The sequence below is a fragment of the uncultured Sulfitobacter sp. genome (assembly GCF_947500075.1).
Classification (GTDB): Bacteria; Pseudomonadota; Alphaproteobacteria; order Rhodobacterales; family Rhodobacteraceae; genus Sulfitobacter.
The window spans coordinates 817057-838196 of sequence record NZ_CANMQS010000002.1; the positions used below are offsets into that span (position 1 = coordinate 817057).

The window sequence follows — 21140 nt, forward strand, 5'->3', positions numbered from 1 at the left end:
TTGCGCTATTGCGAAGGCTACACCTAACACCCTGCGCCGGTTGGTCAATCTGCGCGGTCCCATCCGGAGCATCCATGGCGCTCGTTTTTCGCTGGCTGGTACGACTTGCTGCTGCACTGATTGTGCTGGGCGTGGCTTCGGTCACGCTGGTCTATTGGCTGGCATCCCGCTCCCTGCCTGACTACGACGACACGGTTCAGGTGCCCGGCATCCAGACCCCGATTGAGATCGTGCGCGACAACGCCAATGTGCCGCATATCTTTGCGCAATCGGATGGCGATGTGTTCTATGGCCTTGGCTTTGCCCATGCGCAGGACCGCCTGTGGCAGATGATCACCCTGCGCCGCACCGCGCAAGGGCGGCTGAGTGAGGTCTTCGGCACACCGACGCTGAACGTGGACAAGCTGCTGCGGCGGTTTGATATCTATACGCTGGCGGTGGAATCGGTTGCCGCCCTTGATCCCGAAACGCAAGACGCGCTGGACGCCTATGCGGCCGGCGTCAATGCGCGGCTCGACCAGATCAATTCCGAAGCACTGGGCCGCGGCGCACCGGAGATGATGATGTTCAACGCGCCCGTGGCCCCGTGGCGCCCGGCGGATTCACTGGCGATCATCAAGCTGATGGGCCTGCAATTGTCCGGCCATCTGTCGGCAGAGGTCAAACGCGCCCGCGCCTCACTGGCGCTGGAAGACGCGGACCGCTTGCGCGACCTGCTGCCCGATGCGCCGGGGTCGGGCGTCGCGGCCCTGCCCGAATACGCGCAGCTTGTCCCCGGCGCGCCGCGCTTTGCCGCCAACATCCCGCTGGACCCGCATCCGCTGTCGCCGTTCAAACCACTGGAACTGGCCGGAGCCTCCAACGCCTGGGCCGCCGCCCCCTCCCGCTCCGCCTCTGGCGGCACGCTGCTGGCCAATGACCCGCATCTGGGCTTCACCGCCCCCGCGATCTGGTATCTGGCCCGGATGGAGCTTTCCACCGGCGGTGTGATCGGCGGCACCATCCCCGGCGTGCCGGTGATCCTCACCGGGCGCTCTGCGGCCTTGGGCTGGGGCCTGACCAGCGCCTATGTGGATGATCAGGACGTATATATCGAAGAGCTGAACCCGGAAAACAAGAACGAATACCGCACGGTACGCGGCTTCAAGGAATTCGCCACCCGCGCCTCCATCATCACGATCAAGGACGCCGATCCGGTCACGCTCAACCTGTTGTGGACCGAAAACGGCCCCGTCCTGCCCGGTACCCACTACAATCTGGCCAGCGTCACCCCGCCCGGCCATGTGGCGTCCGTCAACTGGACGCTGCTGTCGGCGCGGGACACGACGATGTCGGCCGCAATGGCCTTGATGCGGGCCCAGACCGTGGCCGAAGGCATCGCCGCCGGAGAGCGCTACATCGCGCCTGCTCAGAACCTCACGCTGGTGGACCGCGAAACGATTGCGATGAAAACCATCGGCGCGCTGCCCCGCCGGGACGCGGCCCATCAAAGCCAGGGCCGGCTGCCGACCCCCGGCTGGGTCAAGGAAAACCGCTGGGAAGGCCGCCTGCCCTATGCGGGCAATCCGGAATTCGTGGCCCCTGCGGGCGGGATCCTTGGCAACACCAACAACAAGATGGTCGACCGGCCTTTTCCCAACCATGTGTCCTTCCTCTGGGGCGACACGCAGCGGGTGCAACGCTGGCAACGCCTGATGCAGACCCGCGCCGTGCACACCCGCGACAGCTTCATCGAAGCGCAACTGGACACGGTCAGCTTCACCGCCCGCTCGCTGCTGCCGCTCATCGGTGCGGAGCTGTGGTTCACGGGGGAGGCCGCCCCCGACGGCACGCCCGAACGCCAGCGCCAGCGCGCGCTCACGCTGCTGGCCGGCTGGTCGGGGGAGATGAACGAACACCTGCCGGAGCCACTGATCTATGCGGCCTGGTTGCGCAGCTTGCAGGCGCGGATGATCCAGGACGATCTGGGCCCGCTGGCTGAGGAATTCATTCAGGTGGAACCGGTGTTCATCGAACGCGCCTTTCGTGATGTGGATGGGGCGGCCATCTGGTGCGACGTGCGCCAATCCGCCCCGGTGGAGACCTGCCCCGACATGGCGCGGCTGGCGCTGGATGATGCGCTGATCTGGATCAATGAGACATGGGGCGACAATCTGGAGAGCCTGCGCTGGGGCGACGCGCATCAGGCCACCCATGACCACCCGGTGCTGGGCGAAATCCCCGTGCTGCGCTATTTCGTGAACATCCGCCAATCCACCTCCGGCGGCGACAACACCTTGCAGCGGGGCAAGACCAAGGGCACCGGGCCGGAGCCCTTCAATAACGTGCATGGGGCGGGCTATCGCGGGGTCTATGACTTTGCCGATCCTGACAGTTCGGTCTTTGTGATTTCCACCGGGCAATCGGGGCATTTCCTGTCGCGCCATTATGACGATCTGGCGCAGTTGTGGCGGCGGGGTGAATACATCCCGATGTCGCTGGATGAAGGGCTGGCACGGGCCGCCTCCGTGGGTGTCACCGTGCTGGAGCCGCAGCGCTGATGAACCGGGTGATCCTGTTCAACAAACCCTTCGGGGTGCTGTCGCAATTCACCGACAAGGGGACCGAAGGATCAACACGCCCCACCCTGTCCGGCTTCATCGACCAGCCGGGGTTCTATCCGGCAGGCAGGCTCGACAAGGACAGTGAAGGGCTGATGGTGCTGACCGACAATGGCGCCTTGCAGGCCCGGATTGCCCATCCCAGATACAAACGGTCCAAGACCTATCTGGTGCAGGTCGAAGGGGTGATCACCGAAGGCGCGCTGATGGCCCTGCGCAAGGGGGTGGACCTCAAGGACGGGCGCACCAAACCGGCAGAAGTGACGCGCGTCGATCCCCCCGCCACGCTTTGGGAGCGGGACCCGCCGGTCCGCTTCCGAAAAACCGTGCCCGATGGCTGGTTGGAAATCGCCATCCGCGAAGGCCGCAACCGGCAGGTCCGCCGCATGACCGCCCATGTGGGCCTGCCCACCTTGCGGCTGATCCGCATCGGCGTGGGCGATTGGCACCTCAACGACCTGCGCCCCGGCGCCTGGCGGTGGGCGTCTGAAACAGGCGCCTGAGCCTGCGAAGTTCCCCCCGCCTTCTCTACCGGTGCCTGCCCCGTCACACTCCGCGCAACGGCCCCGATCCAGGCACCGTCCTGCCCCCTCTTTTTGGCCAAAAATATCCCTGCGCACCCTCTCCCCCATCACTCCCATGCCGGTGAAGCGCCGTAGGGTGGGGGCACCCCACCACACTCATCCAATCATCCCCATCACCATCCGTGTCACCCAAACCCCGCCAACGGCAGAAACCGCCGTCAGGCTGGTCCCCCAGATCAGATCGATGATCACCATTTCCCATGTCCAGTCCTTGAGCAACGCCAGATTGGTGAACTCATAGGTCCCATAGGCCACCGCCCCGATCAGTGCGGCATTCCCCAGCACCCACCACAGGCTGTGGCCCTCAGCCATGGCCGGGACAGAGACGAACCACAGCAACACCGCGACAAAGAAAGCGTAGAAGAAAAACGCCGGCAGAATGCGGAAGGTCTCCAGCATCAGATGGCCAATGGTGCGGTCAAAGACAGGTTTGACGACCGTGCCGAGGCCGAGGAAGTCGATCCCGAGGAAGATCGCGAAGGTGATGAGGTAGAGAATAACGACGGTCATTGGGGTACTCATGGCTGCGGCTTGGACCACCAGATGTGGCGGTATCCGGAAAATTCGAATTTTCCGGCACAGAATTTTCGAAAATTCTGCCCGCTCACAACTGCTGGAACTGCGCTTCCTGTTTGGCGGACCAGCGCACGGTGAGGGTGAAGCCCTCCTCCGTCTGATCCTCAGACACCACGATGTCCTGATCAAAGAGCCACGCGCGTTTGCGTCCCTCAGCAAAGCTCAGCGTCAGATCCGCTTCGCGCACAGCACCTTGCAAGGCCTCGGCAACAACCGATTGCAGTGTCTCCAGCCCCTCGCCGGTGATGGCGGAAATGGCCAGCACCTGATCGTCGCGCTCCGCACGGGCGCGGATGGCATCTGCGCGCTCGGGCGGCAGCAGGTCGATCTTGTTCCAGACCTCGAATGTGGGCGTGTCGGAGGCCACACCCAGAGAGGTCATGATCTCCTGCACATCCGCCGATTGCTCTTCCGTCTCCGCATGGGAAATATCGCGCACATGCAGGATGATGTCGGCGGCCAGCACTTCTTCCAGCGTGGCGCGGAAGGCAGCGACGAGTTCGGTGGGCAAATCCGAGATGAACCCAACCGTGTCGGACATGATGATCTCCGGCCCATCGGGCAGCGTCAGGCTGCGCATGGTGGGGTCGAGCGTGGCAAAAAGCATGTCCTTGGCCATCACCTCCGCCCCGGTCAAGCGGTTGAAAAGCGTGGACTTTCCGGCGTTGGTATAGCCCACGAGGGCGACAATCGGATAGGGCACTTTCGCCCGCGCGGCGCGGTGCAGCGCGCGGGTCTTGGTGACTTTCTCCAACTGCCGGCGCAGGCGCACGAGTTGATCGTCAATCGCACGGCGGTCGGCTTCGATCTGGGTCTCACCGGGGCCGCCGACGAAACCCAAACCGCCCCGCTGCCGCTCCAAGTGGGTCCAGGCACGCACCAGCCGGGTGCGTTGGTAATTCAAAGCGGCCATCTCCACTTGCAACACCCCTTCACGGGTGGCGGCGCGGTCGGAAAAAATCTCTAGAATCAGGCCAGTACGGTCGAGGAGCTTCACCCCCCAGGCCTTTTCCAGATTGCGTTGCTGAACGGGCGTGACGGGGCCGTCAACGAGGACCAGTTCAACCTCGTTGTCTTCCATCCGGTCGTGCAGGTCCTGGATCTTGCCTTTGCCGAACAATTTGCCGGCATCCACGCTGCGCAATTGCACGATCTCTGACCCCACTACCTCCAACGCGGGCAGTGCACGGGCCAAAGACACAGCTTCTTCCAGCGCTGGCCCCGGATCACGGCGGTCGGCATTTGTGCGGATGTCAGGATGCAGCACCCACGCGCGTGTCACGCGGGGTCCGTCGGACTCATCGATTTGAAATTGCGCTTTGCTCAAGAAGCGTCTTCGCCCTCATACAGGCTGATCGGCTGGCTGGGCATGATGGTCGAGATGGCGTGCTTGTAGACAAGCTGAGATTGGCCGTCGCGGCGCAGCAACACACAGAAATTGTCAAACCAGGTGATGACACCTTGCAGTTTGACCCCATTGATCAGGAAAATGGTGACCGGTACCTTGGTCTTGCGTACATGGTTCAGGAACGCATCCTGAAGATTCTGTCTGTCAGACGCCATAGTCTTATCTCACTTATTTTTCTTGCTGGCACCCGCGTACCGGGCCCCCCCACCGGTGTAAGTATGTCGTTACATCAGGGGAGTTTCCAGCCCCTATTTCTGAGCCGTGGCAGAATTGACGCAGGGGCAATTTATGTCAGTTATGTGACACTTTCAGGCGCGCCACAGGTCTGGTGTCAAAAGCGCGATAATGGCGAGGGTTTCGAGCCGCCCCAGCACCATCGCGCCTGCCAGGATCGCCTTGGCGGTCACGCTCAGCTCGATCAGGCGGACAGGGGTTTCGGTGGCGTATTCCACCAGCGGCCCGGTGGTGGACAGGCTGGCAATGGACAGCACCAGCGCGTCCTCGAACGAAGTGCCTGCGAGGGTGAGCAACAGGGTGATCCCGGCCAGCGACAGGGCGAAGAGCATGAAGAAGATCCATGCGATGAAGGCCCCGTTGCTTTGCAACCGTCGGCCCGCGGTCCCTGCCCCGCTGACTGAACTGGGATGCACCAGCCGCTCCATCTCCCGCGCGCCGTTGTGATAGAGCGCGAAGACCCGCAGCAGTTTCACCCCGCCCGCCGTGGTCGCCACGCCGCCCCCGATCAGCGCCAGCCCCATCAGGATCAGCCCCGGCGTCGCCAGCCCCGACCAGCTTTGCGCCGCCCCCCAGTGTTCCGACACAAAGCCGGTGGTGGTCAGAAAGGACATCACCGTGAACACCGACCCCCAAAGCGCGTAGAGCCCGCTGACAAGGTTGGCTTCCTCCGCAATGTCAAACGCGCCGATGAAGTGGCGCAGGAACAAGAGCAGCGGCACGGCCACAACGATGAAGATGCCGATGCGGAATTCGGGATCGCTGCGCAGGCCCCCCTGGGTGGCGGTGATCGTGTCCTGCGAAAACGTCAGCCGCGACAGGGCAAACAGCATGAAGAGCAGCATCACCCCTTCGCCAGTGATCCCGATGTCCGCCTCCGGCACCCCGCCAACCGGAGAGATGCCCGAGGTCGCCATCACCGACATCGCATGACAGATCGCCACCAGCGGCCGGTCGCCCCCCGCCATCAAGAGCAGCCACAACAGCAGCGTCAGCCCGGCATAGACCGGCACCAGCGCCCGGCAGATGCGCATCAGGCGCGCGCGGTGGTCGATCTTGCCCACCCGGTTGCTGAACGCGGCTTCGCGGCGGCCCGGTTCGGCCTGTGCCGTGACCTCAAACCCGCCAAGGTGCAATGGTGCCAGAATGGCAGAAGCCGCAACCCACATCAGCAACCCGCCCATCCAGCCCACCTGCGCGCGCCACAGGTGCAGCGTGTCATTCAGCCGGGCGGGATCATCGAACATCGTGGCCCCGGTGGTGGTCAGGGCGCTGACCATCTCGAAATACACATTGACGAAACGGGTGGTCGGTAGCGCCTCCAGAAAAGGCACGGCCAGCATCGCGGGCAGGATCACAAAAGCGCTGAACAGCGACATCAGCGGCCCCAGCGCGCCGTGCCGCGGTTTGCGCCCCGCATGGGCCACCGCGATCAGCACAAAGGCGATCATGCCCAAGAGCCCGGCATAGAAGAACGCCCGCGCCGTGGTCTCATTATCCCGCACCAGCGCATGCAGCGCCGGCACCATCATGGAGGCCGACACCACACCGAACATCAGCAGGAACAGCGGCAATTGCATCAGGCTGGCGCGGATGTAGGGCTCGCGGGGCAAAGGCTCTCCTCCGCTTCAGAAAAAGTCGATGGAGACTTGCATCAACTGCTCAACCTGTTCGACGTCCTTGGAGAGCGCAAAGACCGCGATGGTGTCGCCTTCGTCGATACGGGTGCTGCCAAGGGGGCGGATGATCTTGTCGCCCTTGCGGATCATGCCGACCAGCACACCTTCGGGAAAGTCGATCTCGGATATGGTCTTGCCGGTGATGGGAGAGGTGGAGAGGACTTCGGCCTCGATCACCTCCGCCTCTGCGTCACCGATGGAATAGACGGCGCGCACCCGGCCATGGCGGATGTGCCGCAGGATGGAGGACACAGTGGTGGCGCGGGGATTGATATAGGCGTCGATCCCCAGTGGCGTCATCAGCGGCACCAGCGTGGGGTCGTTGACCAGCGCGATGACATAGGGGCAGCCTTCGGCCTTGGCGCGCACGCAGGCCAGCATGTTGGTCTTGTCGTCATCGGTGATCGCCAGCATCGCATCGGCCCGCGAAATCCCGGCTTCCGCCAGCAGCGTGGCATCCAGACCGTCGCCATTGAGCACAATCGTGCGTTCCAGCGCTTCGGCCGCGCGTTCGGCGCAGTGGCGGTTCTTCTCAATCACCTTGGTGCGGATGCGGCGGATGTCCCCTTCGAGCGCCTGGGCCACCGCAAGGCCGACGTTGCCGCCGCCCACCAGCACAACCCGCTCCTGTTTGGTGGCTTTCTTGCCGAAAATCTCCATCGTGCGGGCGATGTCATCGCGGTGGGTGAAGACATAGCAATCATCCCCCACAAAAAGCTGGTCCTTGGGTTCGGGCGCAAAGAGCGTGCCGTCCCGGCGCACGCCCACCACCACCGCGCGCAGGGTGGAGAAGAGATCAGACAGCTGGCGCAGCGGCGTGTTCACCACCGGGCATTCGGCGTCAATGGTGATGCCCAGCAGATGCGCCTTGCCGTCCATGAACGTTTCCGTATCAAAAGACGCAGGCGCAGAGAGGCGTTGCAGCGCGGCAGCAGCGACTTCCTTTTCGGGGGAGATCACCACGTCAATGGGCATGTGGTCACGGCGGTAGAGGTCGGAATAGATCGCATCGAGGTAGGATTGCGAGCGCAGGCGTGCGATCTTGCGGTTGATGCCAAAGACCGAATGGGCCACCTGACAGGTGACCATGTTGACCTCATCGGAATGCGTCGCGGCGATGATCATCTCCGCGTCCCGCGCCCCTGCCCGGTCCAGCACGTCGGGGTAGCTGGCAAAGCCCGCGATCCCCTGCACATCCAGCGAATCCGTCGCGCGGCGCACCAGATCGGCGTTGCTGTCGACGACAGTCACATCGTTGCGTTCCCCGCTGAGGTGCCGGGCGATTTGCCAGCCCACCTGCCCCGCGCCGCAAATGATCACTTTCATGATTCTGTCCTGTTGCTTGCGCCGCCCCGAAGGTCGGGGGTGTTGCGGCTGCCGTGGGCCTGAATAGACGCCAAGCGCCCCGCTTGTGCAAGGGCCAAGCGGCAGGTTGGATTTTTGCCGGGATATCTGTGTTTTTCACTGGTGCACACGTGTGCAAATGCCTAGCCTGCGTCTCAGAAACCACCACATTGAGCTTCCAGATGACCGATTTCCAAGACGCCAAATCCCTTGTTCAGGCCCATTATGCCGAGCTGGCGAAGGCCACGCCTGATACTGTGCCCCAGACCCTCGCCCGGCGGATGGCGGCGGAGGCGCTGTGGCGTGGCGTTGACCCCTTTGGCGTGGTCACCGGGCCGGAGGCGGCGGCAAAGGCGTTCTGGGCCCCCTATCTGTCAAGCTTTACCCATGTGAAGCGGCGCGAGGAGATCTTCTTTGCCGGGGTGTCAGAGGTGGGCGGTCCGTCTTCGGTCTGGACCTGTTCGATGGGGCATTTGCAGGGGTTGTTCGACGCACCCTGGCTGGGGATCACACCCACCCGCAAGATCGCGATGCTGCGCTATGCGGAATTCAACCGCATTGAGGGCGGACAGATCGTGGAGACGGCGTTTTTCTGCGACATCCTGCATCTGATGCGGCAGGCGGGGATCGTTGTACTGCCCACACAAACCGCGCAACATCTGGTGCAGCCGGGGCCGTTCACCGGCGACGGGCGGTTGCTGGATGCGCAAGACCCGGCGGAGGGCGTGAAAACGCTGGCGCGGATCGAGAACATGATCGGGTCGATTGATGCGGCCAATGCCACGCCCGAAGCCCGCACCCCACGTGAGGAATTGCTGGAAGACTGGACCGAGGACATGACCTGGTGGGGCCCCGAAGGGATCGGTGCGACGTATACGATTGATCGCTATATCGAGCAGCATCAGGGTCCGTTCCGTCACCACATCTCTGACCGGACTTTTAACGGCCACCTGTGCCGGATGGCCGAAGGGCAGTATGGCGCGTTCTTTGGCTGGCCCAACCTGACCCTGACCAATGCGGGCGCGTTCATGGGTGTTGAGGGATCGGACGTGCGAGGTGATTTGCGGGTGGTGGATGTGTACCGGCGCGAGGGTGAGAAGCTGTCGGAGAACTGGATTTTCTTTGACACACTGCATTGGCTGAAGACGCAGGGGGTGGATGTTTTGGGGGGGTGAGTGGGTTTGCGGACAAAGTGAAAGTTCGCTGCGGTTGCATTAGTAGCTGCATTGGGATTGCGAGGTCGTTGATCGCCGGTGATTTCCACCATTTTAATGGACTTCGGCAGAAACCATTAGCACCTCGTCGTTTTACCAACCTTTGTGCTTTTTTTGGTTTCCGATCGAGGATAACCTTTGAAGATATGCTTTATGCCATCGGAGCCGGATTGCTGCTTGGGCTACTGTCCATGCTTGTTGGTCCAAAGTCTTTATCTAGAGACGCTGGGCCGACTGGTGTATTCGAACTTGGGGAACTCGCGAATAGACTGCTTCTCGATGAGCTTGAGTCCGGCCAAATCTTTGAAATCACAGTATTCCGACAAAGTGGGAACTTCGAACGGGCAATCTACGTTCAAAGTAGAGACGAGGCGCTCAAAGAGATTGATAAGCTATTTCGTCGAATGAGAGAAGACAACGTTCGGATTTGGGCAAATGAATCAATGGTATGCGATGTCAGGCGTCCGTACGGAAGTCTAAATGGGCGTCGAGAGGGACGCAAAACCTGGGGCTGCCAAGTTGAAGCAATTTCTGAGGTGATGGATTAGGTGCCGCCAATCATTCACAGCGCAGCATTCATTTCTTTGGCCTCAAAACAACCCTCCCAGGCTAACACCCAGCCCGGAACAAGGCGTAGCCGCCGGGCAATCGCCTGCCCCCCGCTTGGGCAGGCGATTTGGTTAGGCTGGCTGGGTCATCGAGAAAGAACACACTAGCCGCACCATATAGTGGCAGAGAACGCGTGTCAGATCGCCTTTCCGGGGCAGCCGATGGCCCGGCGCGCGGTGCGTGTTCAGGCGCCCGCGCAATGCCTTGTTGTTTCGTAGGGTGCGCATTTATTGCGCACCGCACCGGGGGCCGAGATGTTGCAAGGTGCGCAATAAATGCGCGCCCTACCCCGCAACCTCCGCTTCCTCATCCACATGCGCCACACGCACGCCGGCCTTGGCGGACGTCACCACCCCCAGCGACTTCAGCTTGCGGTGCAAGGCACTCCGTTCCATCCCGACGAAATTCGCCGTGCGGGAGATGTTCCCGCCGAAACGGTTGATCTGGGTCAGCAAATACTCCCGCTCAAACGCTTCACGGGCCTCGCGCAGGGGCAAGGTGGCCAAAGCACCCGAGAGCACCACGCGGCCTTCGTCTTCGCCGCTGTCTTCCTCGCCGGGCAGTTCGCGGGCCTCGATCGGGCCGGTGCCGTCGCCGAGGATCAGCACCCGCTCCACCAGGTTTTTCAACTGCCGCACGTTGCCGGGCCAGACCATGGTTTGCATCAGCGCCACGGCATCCTCGGACAGCTCCCGCAGCGGCAGGCCCTGGGAGGTGTTGCATTCCTTGATGAAATGCTCCGCCAGCAGCGGGATGTCCTCGCGGCGGTCCTCAAGCGAGGGCACGGCAATCGGCACCACGTTGAGACGATGATAGAGTTCCTGCCGGAAGGTTTCGGCTTCAATCGCCTGTTCGAGGTCCTTGTTGGTCGACGAGATCACCCGCAGATCGACCCGGACCTTGTCATTGCCGCCCACCCGCGTGAATTGCTGGTCCACCAGCACCCGCAGGATCTTGGACTGCGTGCCCAGCGGCATGTCGGCGACCTCGTCAAAGTACACCACCCCGCCGTGGGCCTGTTCCAGCAGCCCCGGCTCCACCCCGCGTTCGGCGGTTTCGCGACCAAAGAGCACTTCTTCCATGCGGTCGGGCTCCACACCTGCGCAATTGACGGTGACGAAGGGCGCGGAGGCGCGGTTGGAATTGGCGTGGATATAGCGCGCGGCCACCTCCTTGCCCGATCCCGCAGGGCCGGTCAGCATCACCCGGCCGTTGGATTTGGTGACCTTGTCGAGTTGCCCCACAAGCGCGCGATACGCGGCGGAGGTTCCCAGCATCTCAGCCGAGGTCACATCGCGGCGCTTGAGCGAGATGTTTTCGCGGCGCAGGCGCGAGGTTTCCATCGCGCGGCGGATCACCACCAGCAACTGGTCGATGTTGAAGGGCTTTTCGATGAAATCATAGGCCCCCTGTTTGATCGCGGCGACGGCGATCTCGATGTTGCCATGACCGGAGATGATGACCACGGGCACATCCGGATTGTCGCGTTTGGCAACCTTGAGGATGTCGATGCCGTCCATCTTGCTGTCCTTGAGCCAGATGTCGAGGATCATCAGCGCGGGCGGTTCAGAGTTGATGGCGGCCATCGCGTCATCGGAATTGCCGGCCAGCCGGGTGGCATATCCCTCGTCTTCCAGAATGTCCGAGATCAGCTCACGGATATCACGTTCATCGTCCACAATCAGGATGTCACTCATCAGTCGTCTCCAAGGTCAGCGGTTGGGGGGAATGGGCCAGCGGCAGGGTAATCACCGCCATGGCGCCGTAATGGTCTTGCCCGTCGAACACGGGCGCATTGTCGAGCGTGAGGCTGCCGCCGTGCTCTTCGATAATCTTCTTCACGATGGGCAGGCCAAGGCCGGTCCCTTCGCTGCGGGTGGTCACGTAGGGTTCAAACAGCCGCGCGCGGTCTTCGGGCAGGCCGATGCCATTGTCCGCGATGGTCAGTTGCACGGCATCCTCGGTGAGTGTCATGCGCACCATGATCTGCGGGTCCAGATTCTCGGGCGGTTTCTTTTCCTTCAGGCTTTCAATGGCTTCGCCTGCGTTCTTGATCAGGTTTGTCAGCGCCTGAGAGATCATCGTGGCATCCACATCGACGCTGGCCGGGGTCTCTGGCAGTTCGGCGGTGATGCGCACATCGGGTTGGCCGGTCTGTTGCAACAGCACCGCGTCGCGCACCAGATCGGCAAGGTTTTCGCGCGCGGTCTGCGGCTCCGGCATGCGGGCGAATTTGGAAAACTCATCGACAATGCGACGCAAATCGCCGGTCTGGCGGATGATGACGCCGGTCATCTGGTCGAGCTTTTCGGCGTCCTCCCCTTCCAGCGTGCGGCCGAATTTGCGTTTGATGCGTTCGGCAGACAGCTGGATCGGGGTGAGCGGGTTCTTGATCTCATGCGCGATGCGGCGGGCCACGTCGCCCCATGCCGCCATCCGCTGCGCGCTGACCAGATCGGTGACGTCATCAAAAGCCACCACATAGCCTTCGAGCCGCCCGTCATCCGCGCGCCGGGTCGCCATCCGCACCAGCAGGTTTTCCTGCGCGCCTTGGCGGGAGACTTTCACTTCGCCCTGCGCCACTTCGCTGGGGCCATCGCGCAAGGCTTTGAACAGCGGGCCAAATTCCGGGACCGCAAGGGTCAGGTCCAGCGATTGCTGGTTCTCGGACCAATCCAGCAGCCGCATGGAGGATTTGTTGACGAAGGTCACCCGGCCTTCGGGATCAAGGCCCACCACACCGGAGGTGACCGAGGACAGCACAGAATCGAACAAGCGGCGGCGGCGCTCAATCTGCCGGGTGTTGTCCAGCAGCGTTTCGCGCTGCCCGCGCAATTGTTTGGTCATCTGGTTGAAATAGCGGCTGAGCATGGCGATTTCGTCATCGCCGTCTTCTTCGCGTACCCGCACATCCAGATTGCCGGCCCCAACTTGCTGCGCGGCACCGGTCAGCCGCCCCACAGGTCCAGAAAGGCGTTCGGCAAACCACAGGCCCAGCCAGACAGCCGCAAGGATCAGGATCACTGCAAAGGCGACATAGAGCAGTCCGAAGTTGAACAGCAGCCGCCCCCGTTCGGATTCGAGCTGTTGGTAGAGGCGCACGGTTTCCTTGGTTTCATCCAGCAGGGACAGGATGTCCCCGTCCACATCGCGGCTGACATAGAGGAACCGATCCGCGAAGGTCTCCATCGGGACCAGCGCGCGGAATTCGTTGTTGTCCCAGTCCTGAATGACCAGCAGCCCCTCATCGCGGGCCTGTGTCAATTGGGTGGCGGAGGGCGCTTCGTAGTCGAAAAGGTAGGAGCGATCCCCGCGCGCACGGATCTGGGAGGTGCCGTCAATCAGGTAGGCTTCGCGCAGGCCCCGCTGGATCAGCCGCTGCCCCTCGCCCAGCAGTTCTGCGTCCCCGCGCGGCACGCCCTGACGGCGGGCGTTGTCGATGCTGCGTGCCAGCGCTACGGCATCTGCGGTCAGATCCTCGCGTTGTTCGCTTTCATAGGCCTGCGCGGCGGCAAGGGAATTGCCCACCACCCCGCGCACCCGGTCAGAGAACCACCCCTCAAGCCCGACATTCACGGTGAGGCCGGCAAAGACGGCCACGGTGACCGTCGGGATCAGCGCCATGGCCGCAAACACCCCTGTCAGGCGCAGGTGCAGACGCGAGCCCGCTGATTTCGCGCGCCGCGCGGCAATCAGGCGCGCCACCTGGCTGAGGACCAGAGCCGCGACCACAAGCACATAGACAAGGTCAGTGAGAAGGATCAGCCGCAGGCCCGGCGCATCGGCGCGCTGGCCCAGCGGGCCCAGCACCAGATAGGTAACAGCCGCCAGCACAGGCCCCAGCACCACCAGCCCAAGGGTTGCCCAGTTGCGCAAACGCTTGATGCGCCGCAAACGTCCAAGACGTTCCAGTGTGATCCTGCGTGCCCGGGATGCCACCCGCTGCCCTCACCGATGATGTGGTGCATTGCTGCACCTACCGCCATATTATGTGGTCCTGATCGGGAGAGTCCCCCAATGGCCACGGTTATGTGGCTCTTTTACATCATCTTTCGACCCCGTGTCACCTTAATATCGAGATCATTGATCTTCTTGCGCAGGGTATTTCGGTTAATGCCCAGTAAATCCGCACATTTTGCCTGATTGCCTGCCGTAGCCGACAGCGCGATCTGGATGAGCGGTGCCTCGATTTCGCGCAGGATCCGGGCATAGAGGCCCGGTGGCGGCAACATACTCCCATGCTGATCGAAGTAGCGCCGCAGGTGGCGTTCCACGCTTTGGCCCAGCCGTTCGGTGTTCGCTTCGGTCTGCAACGGCTCTGCGGTGGGTTGCGCGCCCAGGACCTGTTCGGCTTCGGTCTGGGTGATCTCCGTGGCGCGGCTGGTCAGGGCAAGTTGGCGCATGGCGTGTTCAAGCTGGCGCACGTTGCCGGGCCATGGGTAGGTGGCAAAGACCTTCGCGGCCCCGGCAGAGAGTTGCCGCAGTGCCGGCGCGCCGCCATCACCGCGGCTGAGGAAATGCGCGGCGAGCAGGTCGATATCCTCAACCCGGTCGCGCAGGGCGGGCACATGGAGCGTCGCCCCCGACAGACGGTAATAGAGATCGCGGCGCAGTTTGTCCTCTTTCATCGCGGCGGCCAGATCGGACTGGCTGGTGGCCAGAAAACGCGGGGTGTATTCGCCCGGTGCGTCCATCATGCGCACGATACGGGCCTGAATGTCCGCGGGGATGTCGGCAATCTCATCAATCAGGAGCGTCCCGCCGCGCACGCGGGCAAGGATGCGTGCAGGCCCTTCGATGTCTTGCAGATCGCCGCCCGTGACGGTGACAAACGGCAGGCTGCGCCGGTCTGAAAAATCGTGGATTGCGCGGCCGATCAGGGATTTGCCGGTCCCGCTTTCGCCCCAGATCAGCACCGGCAGGTCGGTGTTCATCACCCGCGCCACCAATCGGTAAAGCTGCTGCATCACCGGGGTGCGTCCGACCAAAGGCAGATCATCGCGGTCGGGATCGCTGCTGCTGGCGGCAGGCACCTTGCGCCCCGGCCCGCTGCGGTCCAGCGCGCGGGCGGTGCGTTTCATCAGATCAGGCAGATCGAAAGGCTTGGGCAGGTAGTCAAAGGCGTCCGCTTCTTCCGCCTTGATCGCGGTCATGATGGTGTTCTGGGCAGAGATCACGATGACTGGCAGATCGGGGCGGTCGTCCTGAATTTTCGGCAGCATTTCCAGACCGTTGCCATCGGGCATTGCGACATCCGTGATCACCACATCGCCGCGCCCTTCGCCCACCCAGCGCATCAGCGTGGTCAGGCTGGAGGTGGCATGAACCTTGCAGCCGGCACGGGTCAGCGCCTGTGTCAAAACCGTGCGGATCGTGCGGTCATCGTCTGCGACCAGAATGGTGCCGTCCATGTCTTAACTCTCCTTGGATGTGTCGGGAACGCGGGGCAGTGAAATGCGAAATGTCGTGTGGCCGGGGACCGAGTTGACGGAAATCCAGCCGTCATGTTCCGAGATGATCTTGCTGACCAACGCAAGCCCCAGCCCCGTGCCGTTTTCACGGCCAGAGACGAAGGGATCAAAGATGTCGCCCTTGATGTTCTCCGGCAGGCCCGGGCCGTCGTCGATAATCTCGATCTGCAAGGGCAGAGATTGGCCAGACCCATCGGCGCGGCGCATGCGGAAGGAATGTTCGTAATAGGTGTGCAGGCGGATGGTGCCACCCCCCTCTCCCGCAGCCTCTGACGCATTGCGCAAAAGGTTCAGCACCACTTGCAGCAGTTGGTCCTTGTCGCCCCATGAGGGCGGCAGCGAGGGGTCGTAGTCTTCCTTGATGCGCATCTGCGCGCCGAACCCCAGCAAGGCAGAGCGGCGGGCGCGGTCGAGGACATCATGCAGGTTGACGGGTTTGCGTTGCGGTTCAGACAGGTTGCCGAACTGCTCCACTTGCCCCAGCAGTTTCACGATGCGGCGGCTTTCGGCGACGATCAGGTCGGTCAGTTCCAGCTCCTCTGCGGGCAGGTTCATCGACAGCAGTTGCGCAGCGCCGGTGATACCGGCAAGTGGGTTCTTGATCTCATGGGCGAGCATTTCGGCCATGCCGATGGCGGATTTGGCAGCGGATTTCACCGAATGGCTTTGCGTCATGCGCCCGGCCAGTTCACGGGGGGAGATCATCATCAGCATGTGATCCGCGGTGTTTGCGAGCGGCGCGATTTGCAGCGCGCATTGCAGCGGCGCGCGTTGGCCGGTGCCCACATCCACGTCGTTGACAAACAGGGGTGTGGAGCTGGCGCGGGCACGCTCAAACGCGGGCACCAGCGGGTGATCCACCGCCAGCATATCCCACAGGGGTTGGCCCTGAATGGATTTGGCAGAGGCGTTGAAGAACCCTTCGGCGGCTGGATTGACGTCGACGATCCGGTCTTCGCCGTCGATTAACAGCGTCGGCACCGGCAGGGAGGCCCATATGCTGCGGTCGGAATTCATGCCGCCGCCGCCCGCGGCTGCGGGATCATGGCGCTGCGGATGAGGGTCAATGTGCTCTCCGGACTGGCGGCGGTGAGCACCTGATTGCGCAGGGGGGCTGGCGTCGCGCAGTGATCCATGTACCAGCCCAGATGTTTGCGCGCCACGCGGGCCCCCAGCGGCAGGCCATAGAAGCTGAGCAGCGCCTCATAGTGGCGCGCGACAAGATCCGCGAAATCAGTGCCTTGGGGGATGTGGGGCGCGGGGGTGCCGTAGAGGTGATGGGCCACTTCGGCCAGCAGCCACGGCTTGCCCCGTGCCGCGCGGCCGATCATCACGCCGTCTGCGTTTGAGCGTTTCAGCGCCTGTTGCGCGGTGGCGGCATCCATGATGTCACCATTGGCGATCACGGGAATGTCGAGCGCGGCTTTCACCGGCCCAATGGCGGTCCAATCGGCGCTGCCTTTGTAGAACTGACACCGCGTACGGCCATGGATGGTGACCATACGGATGCCCACGTCCTGCGCGCGTTTGGCGATGTCAGCGGCGTTCATCATCGCATCATCCCAGCCCAGACGGGTTTTCAATGTGACGGGCACATCGACAGCTTCTACCACCGCTTCGATCAGGCGCAGGGCGTGATCGGGTGTTTTCATCAGCGCGGAACCGGAGGCCCCTTGCGTGACCTTCTTGGCCGGACAGCCCATGTTAATGTCGATGATCCGCGCGCCCTGCCCGGCAATGATCCGTGCAGCTTCGGCCATGGGGGCCGCTTCGCGCCCGGCAATCTGGACGGAGGTGCCTTCAATACCCAAGCCCAGTTCCGCTTTTTCGCGCGTGCCGGGGCGCTGGGTCAGCAGTTCCTGCGAAGCCACCATTTCAGACACCACCAGCCCCGCGCCAAAGCCCGCGACCAGCGCGCGGGTCGGCAAATCGGTGATCCCGGCCATGGGGGCCAGAAAAACAGGCGGGGAAAGGTCAAGTGGCAGGGCAGCCGCGGGCATGTGCTTAATCCTTGAGCATCTCCCCTTGGTTTAGCCATTCCCTTGGCCCATCACAACAAAACTGAGGTCATATTCGGGGGCTGTCGGTGTTGTTTGCTTAAAAATTAGGCGCTTTGGCCGATGGTGACGGCCCGTCATATCCGGTTGCCATCCCGGCCGCTGCGGCGGATAACCAAGCACAGCGTACCGCAGGAGGCAGAAATGGACATTCGCACAGGCAACGGTTTTGACGTGCATGCCTTCGGTCCCGGTGATCACGTGACCCTGTGCGGTGTGAAAATCCCCCACGATCAGGCGCTTGTGGGCCATTCGGATGCGGATGTGGGGATGCACACGGTCACCGATGCGATCTATGGTGCCTTGGCCGAAGGCGACATTGGCCAGCATTTCCCCCCCTCTGATCCCCAGTGGAAAGGGGCCGCGAGCGAGGTTTTCCTGCGCCATGCGGTTGGTCTTGCCACCCAGCGGGGCTTCACCCTGACCCATGTGGATTGCACGCTGATCTGCGAACACCCCAAGATTGGCCCCCATGCCCGCGCCATGCGCAGCCAGATGGCGGCATTGCTGGGGATTGAAGTGGGCCGTGTGTCGGTGAAAGCCACCACCTCCGAACGGCTGGGGTTCACGGGCCGGGGCGAAGGCATCGCCTGCATCGCGACGGCCACGCTGGTGGCGACATGAGCGGTCTGGCAAGGATGATCGGCACGGTGCTGGGCACCGGATACCTCAAACCCGCACCGGGCACTTGGGGATCACTGGTGGCGCTGCCCATGGCCTGGGTGATCCATGTGATTGGCGGGCTGCCGCTGCTGCTGATCGCGGTGATTGCCGCCTTTGTCAAAGGCTGGTGGGCCACGGGAGAGATGACCAAAGGCCAGACGGACCATGATCCGTCAGAGATTGTGGTGGATGAAGTTGTCGGCCAGTGGATTGCGCTTTTGCCCTTATCCTACGCAGCCTGGTCGATGGAGATGAGCATTCTGGTGATGTGGCCGGGATGGATCGCGGCCTTCGCGTTGTTCCGGCTGTTCGACATCTGGAAACCCGGCCCTGTGGGCTGGGCGGACCGGCGCGGCGACGCCTTGGGCGTAATGCTGGATGATGTGATTGCGGGTGTGTTTGCGGCGATTGGCGTGCTGGTGTTGGCCGGATTGTACCACGGGGTCGGATGATGGTTGCGGATCTGCTGGCACTGGCGATTGAGAAAGGTCTGATGATCACCTGTGCGGAAAGCTGCACGGGGGGCATGGTCGCGGCGGCCCTGACGGATGTGCCGGGATCCTCTGCCATGATGGACCGGGGGTTTGTGACTTACACGAACGCCGCCAAGGTCGAGATGCTGGGCGTGTCGCAATCCACGCTGGATGCCCATGGCGCGGTGTCCGAACAGGTCGCAGAGCAGATGGCGCGGGGCGCGCTTGCGCGGTCCGAGGCGCAATTGGCCGTGTCGATCACCGGGATTGCCGGCCCCGGCGGGTCAGAGTTCAAACCCGAAGGGCGGGTGTGTTTCGGGCTGGCATCCAAAGATCAGGTGCAGGTCGAGACGGTTGAATTTGGCGCATTGGGGCGCGATGCGGTGCGTGTGGCGGCGCGTGATCATGCGTTAACCATGCTCATGCACCGGATGAAGAGCCTGCCCTAAGGCTCTGACAGTATTGCAGCAAACGCGCTCAGGCTATCGCCTTGCACTGCCTTGTGCAGGTCCTCCGCACGGACCTCGCCCAGCAAACCACGTGCCTTGCTCCGCAGCTTCTCTGCCCGCGCTTCCATCGTCATGGGGGCCATCAGGTCATGGCGAAAGCGGCGCATTTCGCGGCCTTCCATGCTGACAAAGACCTCCGCCTGCGTTTCCGACAGGCGCGGGTCGTCGTTGATGCGGATCTTGGCGCGCAGGGCGACAACCTCGGGGTCTTGGGTGATCTCGTCGGTGAAACTGGCGATGGCGCCTGTGTCATGGCCCAACAGCGCCATGGCGGCGGTCTGGGCGTAGCTGAACTTGGCTTCCAGCCCGGTTGTGGGCGCTTCAATGTTGCACACGGACATCCAGCGCGGATGGGTGCGGATGCGGATCGTCTCCACCCGCGACAGATCCAGATCGGCGTCGCGCAACGCCTCCAGCATCGCATGCAGACCGTGGCAACAGGCGTGGAACTTGTGACTGATCGACCCGATGTGCCAGGGCGCTTTGCCTGGGGTTACCGCGACTGCGGCCCCGTGATGCGTCTCGCCAAACCCCAGCGGGCCAGCAAGGCCATCGTCCGCCGCCGTCATGCCCGCCTGCGCCCAAAGCGTTGCCTCCACCCCGGTGCGGGCAGCAAGTCCCGCGTTCAGGGGTTTCGCCATGGTGCCGAACTGCGCCTTGACCCCCGACGCCATGGAGGCACAGAGCCCAAGCGCATGCCGCATCTGCGCCTTGTCCAGACCCAGCAGACGCGCGGTGGCCAGCGTGGCCCCGAATGCACCCGCTGTCGCGGTCTGGTGATAGCCGATCTGGTAGTGATCCCGCCCCAGCCAGAGACCTACAAGAATCGAAGCCTCAACCCCAAGCGTTGCCGCCTCCACCACATCATCCAGCGATGCGCCCACGTCCTGCGCCAGTGCCAGCACCGCAGGCACCACCGCAACCGACGGATGGCCGATATGGGCAAAATGCGTGTCGTCAAAATCCAGCGCATGGGCAAGCGTGCCGTTGATCAGCGCTGCCGCCGCGGGGCCTGCGCTGTGCCCGCCCAGAACGGTGCAGGCCCCCTGCCCCCGGCCCGCGCGGATAAAATCGCTGAAGTCCTCTTCCCGCGCGCCGGCGATGCCGCAGGCGGCCCAATCCAGCAGCGACAGCCGCATCATCGCCTGCGCCTCTGCCGGAGGGGTGGCGCGGGCGAATTTCAAAAGCTGGTCGGTGACGGTCGGCGCGGTGTCAGCCATTGCCGTAAAGCGCCTCTGCCCGCGTTTCAAAGGCGCGCACCACCCGTTGCATCGCCTCATTGAACACAACGCCGATGATGCCTTGCAGGATTGCGTTGCGGAATTCGAAATCGACGTCGAAATGCACCGTGCAGCCGCCGTCGCGTTCTTCGAATTTCCAGTTGGATTTCATGTGCTTGAACGGGCCGTCCAGATATTCGGTGTCGATCCTGCGCGTCTCTTCCCACAGTTTGACCTGACTGGTGAACCGTTCGCGGAAGACCTTGAAGCTGATCACCAGATCCGCCTCCATCAGGCGGTGATCGCCTTGCGGCTCATCACGGCGAATGCGCGCGGCGGCGGTCCAGGGCAGGAACTGCGGGTAACTGCCCACATCAGCCACCAGATCGTACATCTGTTGCGCGGTGTAAGGCAGCGGTCGGGTCTCGGAATGGGTTGGCATTGGCGTCCGGGTCTGGTCAACTGCGCCCTATCTCACGGCTTTGGTCCGTGAATACAA

18 protein-coding genes and 1 pseudogene are annotated in these 21140 nt (G+C 62.9%); 7 read left to right on the forward strand and 12 right to left on the reverse strand.

Annotated features, from left to right (window positions below; genetic code table 11):
• The first annotated feature begins 74 nt into the window (after positions 1-74).
• Together Q1A91_RS08965 and Q1A91_RS08970 are read left to right on the forward strand one after the other, a co-directional pair.
• Positions 75-2540: a penicillin acylase family protein gene (locus tag Q1A91_RS08965; RefSeq protein ID WP_299875845.1), complete on the forward strand. Its 2466-nt coding sequence runs from the start codon at positions 75-77 to the stop codon at positions 2538-2540.
• Positions 2540-3103: a pseudouridine synthase gene (locus tag Q1A91_RS08970; protein ID WP_299875847.1), complete on the forward strand. Its 564-nt coding sequence runs from the start codon at positions 2540-2542 to the stop codon at positions 3101-3103. Before Q1A91_RS08965 ends, Q1A91_RS08970 begins: the two co-directional genes overlap by 1 nt.
• Positions 3104-3280: 177 nt before the next feature.
• On the opposite strand, the gene Q1A91_RS08975 is transcribed toward Q1A91_RS08970, so the two are convergent.
• The 5 genes from Q1A91_RS08975 to trkA form a co-directional block, all read right to left on the reverse strand.
• Entirely contained in the window at positions 3281-3694 is a 414-nt protein-coding gene (locus Q1A91_RS08975; RefSeq protein WP_299875849.1) for a DUF2177 family protein, read from the reverse strand.
• Between the two features lie 94 nt (positions 3695-3788).
• Positions 3789-5087, reverse strand: coding sequence for a GTPase HflX (gene hflX / locus Q1A91_RS08980; RefSeq protein ID WP_299875850.1), 1299 nt, complete (start codon positions 5085-5087; stop codon positions 3789-3791).
• Positions 5084-5323, reverse strand: a complete 240-nt coding sequence (gene hfq / locus Q1A91_RS08985; RefSeq protein WP_007119530.1) for an RNA chaperone Hfq — start codon at positions 5321-5323, stop codon at positions 5084-5086. Before hfq ends, hflX begins: the two co-directional genes overlap by 4 nt.
• Before the next feature lie 153 nt (positions 5324-5476).
• On the reverse strand, positions 5477-6982 hold the full coding sequence (locus Q1A91_RS08990) for a TrkH family potassium uptake protein (RefSeq protein WP_299876178.1): 1506 nt from the start codon (positions 6980-6982) through the stop codon (positions 5477-5479).
• Between the two features lie 48 nt (positions 6983-7030).
• On the reverse strand, positions 7031-8407 hold the full coding sequence (gene trkA, locus Q1A91_RS08995; protein ID WP_299875852.1) for a Trk system potassium transporter TrkA: 1377 nt from the start codon (positions 8405-8407) through the stop codon (positions 7031-7033).
• Positions 8408-8607: 200 nt separating this feature from the next.
• Between trkA and Q1A91_RS09000 the strand changes: the two genes are divergently transcribed.
• Both Q1A91_RS09000 and Q1A91_RS09005 read left to right on the forward strand, forming a co-directional pair.
• A complete protein-coding gene (locus Q1A91_RS09000) occupies positions 8608-9600 on the forward strand; it encodes a nuclear transport factor 2 family protein (protein ID WP_299875854.1) in 993 nt (330 codons plus the stop codon).
• 68 nt (positions 9601-9668) lie between these two features.
• The gene (locus Q1A91_RS09005; RefSeq protein ID WP_299875856.1) at positions 9669-10187 is read left to right on the forward strand and encodes a hypothetical protein; all 519 of its coding nucleotides are present in this window, start codon (positions 9669-9671) and stop codon (positions 10185-10187) included.
• A 345-nt stretch (positions 10188-10532) separates the two neighbouring features.
• Here Q1A91_RS09005 and Q1A91_RS09010 read toward each other — a convergent pair whose 3' ends face one another.
• The 5 genes from Q1A91_RS09010 to dusB form a co-directional block, all read right to left on the reverse strand.
• A complete protein-coding gene (locus Q1A91_RS09010) occupies positions 10533-11945 on the reverse strand; it encodes a sigma-54 dependent transcriptional regulator (protein ID WP_299875858.1) in 1413 nt (470 codons plus the stop codon).
• Entirely contained in the window at positions 11938-14187 is a 2250-nt protein-coding gene (locus tag Q1A91_RS09015; protein ID WP_299875860.1) for a PAS domain-containing sensor histidine kinase, read from the reverse strand. The genes Q1A91_RS09010 and Q1A91_RS09015 overlap by 8 nt, the downstream gene beginning before the upstream one ends.
• 101 nt (positions 14188-14288) lie before the next feature.
• Positions 14289-15659, reverse strand: a complete 1371-nt coding sequence (locus tag Q1A91_RS09020) for a response regulator (RefSeq protein ID WP_299875862.1) — start codon at positions 15657-15659, stop codon at positions 14289-14291.
• 3 nt (positions 15660-15662) lie between these two features.
• Positions 15663-16736 carry an ATP-binding protein gene (locus Q1A91_RS09025; RefSeq protein WP_299875864.1) on the reverse strand — a complete coding sequence of 358 codons (1074 nt, stop codon included), beginning with the start codon at positions 16734-16736 and terminating at the stop codon, positions 15663-15665.
• A complete protein-coding gene (dusB, locus tag Q1A91_RS09030) occupies positions 16733-17719 on the reverse strand; it encodes a tRNA dihydrouridine synthase DusB (protein WP_299875866.1) in 987 nt (328 codons plus the stop codon). The genes Q1A91_RS09025 and dusB overlap by 4 nt, the downstream gene beginning before the upstream one ends.
• 195 nt (positions 17720-17914) lie before the next feature.
• Here dusB and ispF point away from each other — a divergent pair.
• From ispF to Q1A91_RS09045, 3 genes and pseudogenes are all read left to right on the forward strand, one after another.
• A pseudogene (gene ispF, locus Q1A91_RS09035) lies at positions 17915-18400 on the forward strand (2-C-methyl-D-erythritol 2,4-cyclodiphosphate synthase); the annotation flags it as partial.
• On the forward strand, positions 18397-18891 hold the full coding sequence (locus tag Q1A91_RS09040; RefSeq protein WP_299875868.1) for a phosphatidylglycerophosphatase A: 495 nt from the start codon (positions 18397-18399) through the stop codon (positions 18889-18891). The pseudogene ispF and the gene Q1A91_RS09040, both read left to right, overlap by 4 nt.
• Positions 18888-19361: a CinA family protein gene (locus tag Q1A91_RS09045; protein WP_299875870.1), complete on the forward strand. Its 474-nt coding sequence runs from the start codon at positions 18888-18890 to the stop codon at positions 19359-19361. The genes Q1A91_RS09040 and Q1A91_RS09045 overlap by 4 nt, the downstream gene beginning before the upstream one ends.
• Here the strand turns inward: Q1A91_RS09045 and Q1A91_RS09050 are convergent.
• Together Q1A91_RS09050 and Q1A91_RS09055 are read right to left on the reverse strand one after the other, a co-directional pair.
• Entirely contained in the window at positions 19358-20641 is a 1284-nt protein-coding gene (locus Q1A91_RS09050; RefSeq protein ID WP_299875872.1) for an MmgE/PrpD family protein, read from the reverse strand. The genes Q1A91_RS09045 and Q1A91_RS09050 overlap by 4 nt on opposite strands.
• Positions 20634-21083 carry a type II toxin-antitoxin system RatA family toxin gene (locus Q1A91_RS09055; RefSeq protein ID WP_299875874.1) on the reverse strand — a complete coding sequence of 150 codons (450 nt, stop codon included), beginning with the start codon at positions 21081-21083 and terminating at the stop codon, positions 20634-20636. Before Q1A91_RS09055 ends, Q1A91_RS09050 begins: the two co-directional genes overlap by 8 nt.
• Positions 21084-21140 lie beyond the last annotated feature (57 nt).